Origin of the sequence: Polaribacter marinivivus (assembly GCF_042651285.1) — a bacterium.
In the GTDB taxonomy this organism is placed as follows: Bacteria; Bacteroidota; Bacteroidia; order Flavobacteriales; family Flavobacteriaceae; genus Polaribacter; species Polaribacter marinivivus.
Genome location: NZ_JBHSCY010000004.1, coordinates 2,501 through 5,598 on the forward strand (window position 1 = coordinate 2,501; position 3,098 = coordinate 5,598).

A 3,098-nucleotide genomic window follows, 5' to 3' on the forward strand; every position below is an offset into this window, starting at 1 on the left:
TGAAGGACGTGATAAGCTGCGAAAAGTTACGGGGAGGGGCACATACCTTATAATCCGTAAATATCCGAATGGGGTAACCCGATATATTGAAGATATATCATGCGAAAGCAAGCAAACCTGGTGAACTGAAACATCTAAGTAACCAGAGGAAGAGAAAACAAAAGTGATTCCGTTAGTAGTGGCGAGCGAACGCGGATTAGCCCAAACCAATGTTGTTACGGCAATATTGGGGTTGTAGGACCACGATATTCGATGCTAAGTGAATTAGAACTGTTTGGAAAGACAGACCAAAGAGGGTGATAGTCCCGTAAAAGTAAGCGAAGTTATTGATAGTGGTATCCTGAGTAGTGCGGGACACGTGTAATCCTGTATGAATCCACCGGGACCATCCGGTAAGGCTAAATACTCCTGAGAGACCGATAGTGAACTAGTACCGTGAGGGAAAGGTGAAAAGAACCCTAAGTAAGGGAGTGAAAGAGAACCTGAAACCGTGCGCTTACAAGCGGTCGGAGCCCATTTATGGGTGACGGCGTGCCTTTTGCATAATGAGCCTACGAGTTACTGTTTCTAGCAAGGTTAAATGTTTAAGACATGGAGCCGTAGCGAAAGCGAGTCTGAATAGGGCGCTTTAGTTAGTAGTAGTAGACGCGAAACCGAGTGATCTACCCATGGGCAGGTTGAAGCTGTGGTAACACACAGTGGAGGACCGAACCAGTTGACGTTGAAAAGTCTTTGGATGACCTGTGGGTAGGGGTGAAAGGCCAATCAAACTCGGAAATAGCTCGTACTCCCCGAAATGCATTTAGGTGCAGCGTTGAGTAAAAGTTTTATAGAGGTAGAGCTACTGATTGGATGCGGGGGCTTCACCGCCTACCAATTCCTGACAAACTCCGAATGCTATAAAATGTTTCTCAGCAGTGAGGGCATGGGTGCTAAGGTCCATGTCCGAGAGGGAAAGAACCCAGACCATCAGCTAAGGTCCCCAAATATATGTTAAGTTGAATAAACGAGGTTTGACTGCCCAGACAGCTAGGATGTTGGCTTGGAAGCAGCCATTCATTTAAAGAGTGCGTAACAGCTCACTAGTCGAGCGGTCGAGCATGGATAATAATCGGGCATAAACATATTACCGAAGCTATGGACTTGTAAAAGTGGTAGGGGAGCATTGTAACCTGCGTAGAAGGTGTGCTGTGAGGCATGCTGGAGTGGTTACAAAAGAAAATGTAGGCATAAGTAACGATAATGCGGGCGAGAAACCCGCACACCGAAAGACTAAGGTTTCCTCAGCGATGCTAATCAGCTGAGGGTTAGTCGGGACCTAAGGCGAATCCGAAGGGAGTAGTCGATGGACAACAGGTTAATATTCCTGTACTTCTTATAATTGCGATGGGGTGACGGAGTATTGAAAGCACCGCGTACTGACGGAATAGTACGTTGAAGACTGTATCTATAGGACTTGTAGGTAAATCCGCAGGTTTTGGAGAAGGTCGATAGTACCACAAATCTTCGGACGAGTGGATAGTGTGCCTAAAGGCTTCCAAGAAAAACCTCTAAGCTTCAGATTATAAGAACCCGTACCGTAAACCGACACAGGTAGTTGGGATGAGAATTCTAAGGTGCTCGAGAGATTCATGGCTAAGGAACTAGGCAAAATAGACGCGTAACTTCGGGAGAAGCGTCGCCCATCTTCGGATGGGCCGCAGTGAAAAGGTCCAGGCGACTGTTTATCAAAAACACAGGGCTTTGCTAAATTGAAAGATGATGTATAAGGCCTGACACCTGCCCGGTGCTGGAAGGTTAAGTGGAGTTGTTAGCTTCGGCGAAGCAGTGAAATGAAGCCCCAGTAAACGGCGGCCGTAACTATAACGGTCCTAAGGTAGCGAAATTCCTTGTCGGGTAAGTTCCGACCTGCACGAATGGTGCAACGATCTGGACACTGTCTCAGCCATGAGCTCGGTGAAATTGTAGTATCGGTGAAGATGCCGATTACCCGCAGCGGGACGAAAAGACCCCGTGAACCTTTACTATAGCTTAGTATTGGCTTTGGATAAGTAATGTGTAGGATAGGTGGGAGACATTGAAGCGGCGTCGCTAGGCGTTGTGGAGTCATCCTTGAAATACCACCCTTTGCTTATCTAGAGTCTAACTCAGAGATGAGGACAGTGCTTGGTGGGTAGTTTGACTGGGGTGGTCGCCTCCAAAAGAGTAACGGAGGCTTCTAAAGGTACCCTCAGCACGCTTGGTAACCGTGCGTAGAGTGCAATGGCATAAGGGTGCTTGACTGAGAGACATACAGGTCGATCAGGTTGGAAACAAGAGCATAGTGATCCGGTGGTTCCGCATGGAAGGGCCATCGCTCAAAGGATAAAAGGTACTCCGGGGATAACAGGCTGATCTCCCCCAAGAGCTCATATCGACGGGGGGGTTTGGCACCTCGATGTCGGCTCGTCACATCCTGGGGCTGGAGAAGGTCCCAAGGGTTGGGCTGTTCGCCCATTAAAGTGGCACGCGAGCTGGGTTCAGAACGTCGTGAGACAGTTCGGTCTCTATCTGCTGTGGGCGTTAGAAATTTGCGTGGATCTGACTCTAGTACGAGAGGACCGAGTTGGACTGACCTCTAGTGTACCTGTTGTTTCGCCAGAAGCATAGCAGGGTAGCTACGTCGGGAAGGGATAAGCGCTGAAAGCATATAAGCGCGAAACCCACCACAAGATGAGATTTCTTTAAAGGGTCGTTGGAGATGACAACGTTGATAGGCTATAGGTGTAAAGGCAGTAATGTCATAGCCGAGTAGTACTAATAACCCATAGACTTATGTACGCTTCCCGGTCGAAAGACCGGGAGACACTCTTTTAAATGTTTTGATTATTACAATATTATTTTATCATATGTTAACTTATACAGTTAAATATTTTAACTGAAAAATTTAGGGTGGTTATAGCATTGGGGCTCACCTCTTCCCATACCGAACAGAGAAGTTAAGCCCAATAGCGCCGATGGTACTGCATTTATGTGGGAGAGTAGGTCGCTGCCTTTCTTTATTCTGATCATAATATCAGAAATTATAAACCTCATACTTTTTAGTATGAGGTTTTTTT

At 47.0% G+C, this 3,098-nt stretch carries 2 rRNA genes (1 of these 2 cut by a window edge); both read left to right on the plus strand.

Annotation, left to right across the window (positions count from 1 at the left end):
* Positions 1-2,820, plus strand: a 23S ribosomal RNA gene (locus ACFOWD_RS13175) (it extends 50 nt beyond the left edge of the window).
* Between the two features lie 107 nt (positions 2,821-2,927).
* A 5S ribosomal RNA gene (rrf, locus tag ACFOWD_RS13180) occupies positions 2,928-3,037 on the plus strand.
* Positions 3,038-3,098 lie beyond the last annotated feature (61 nt).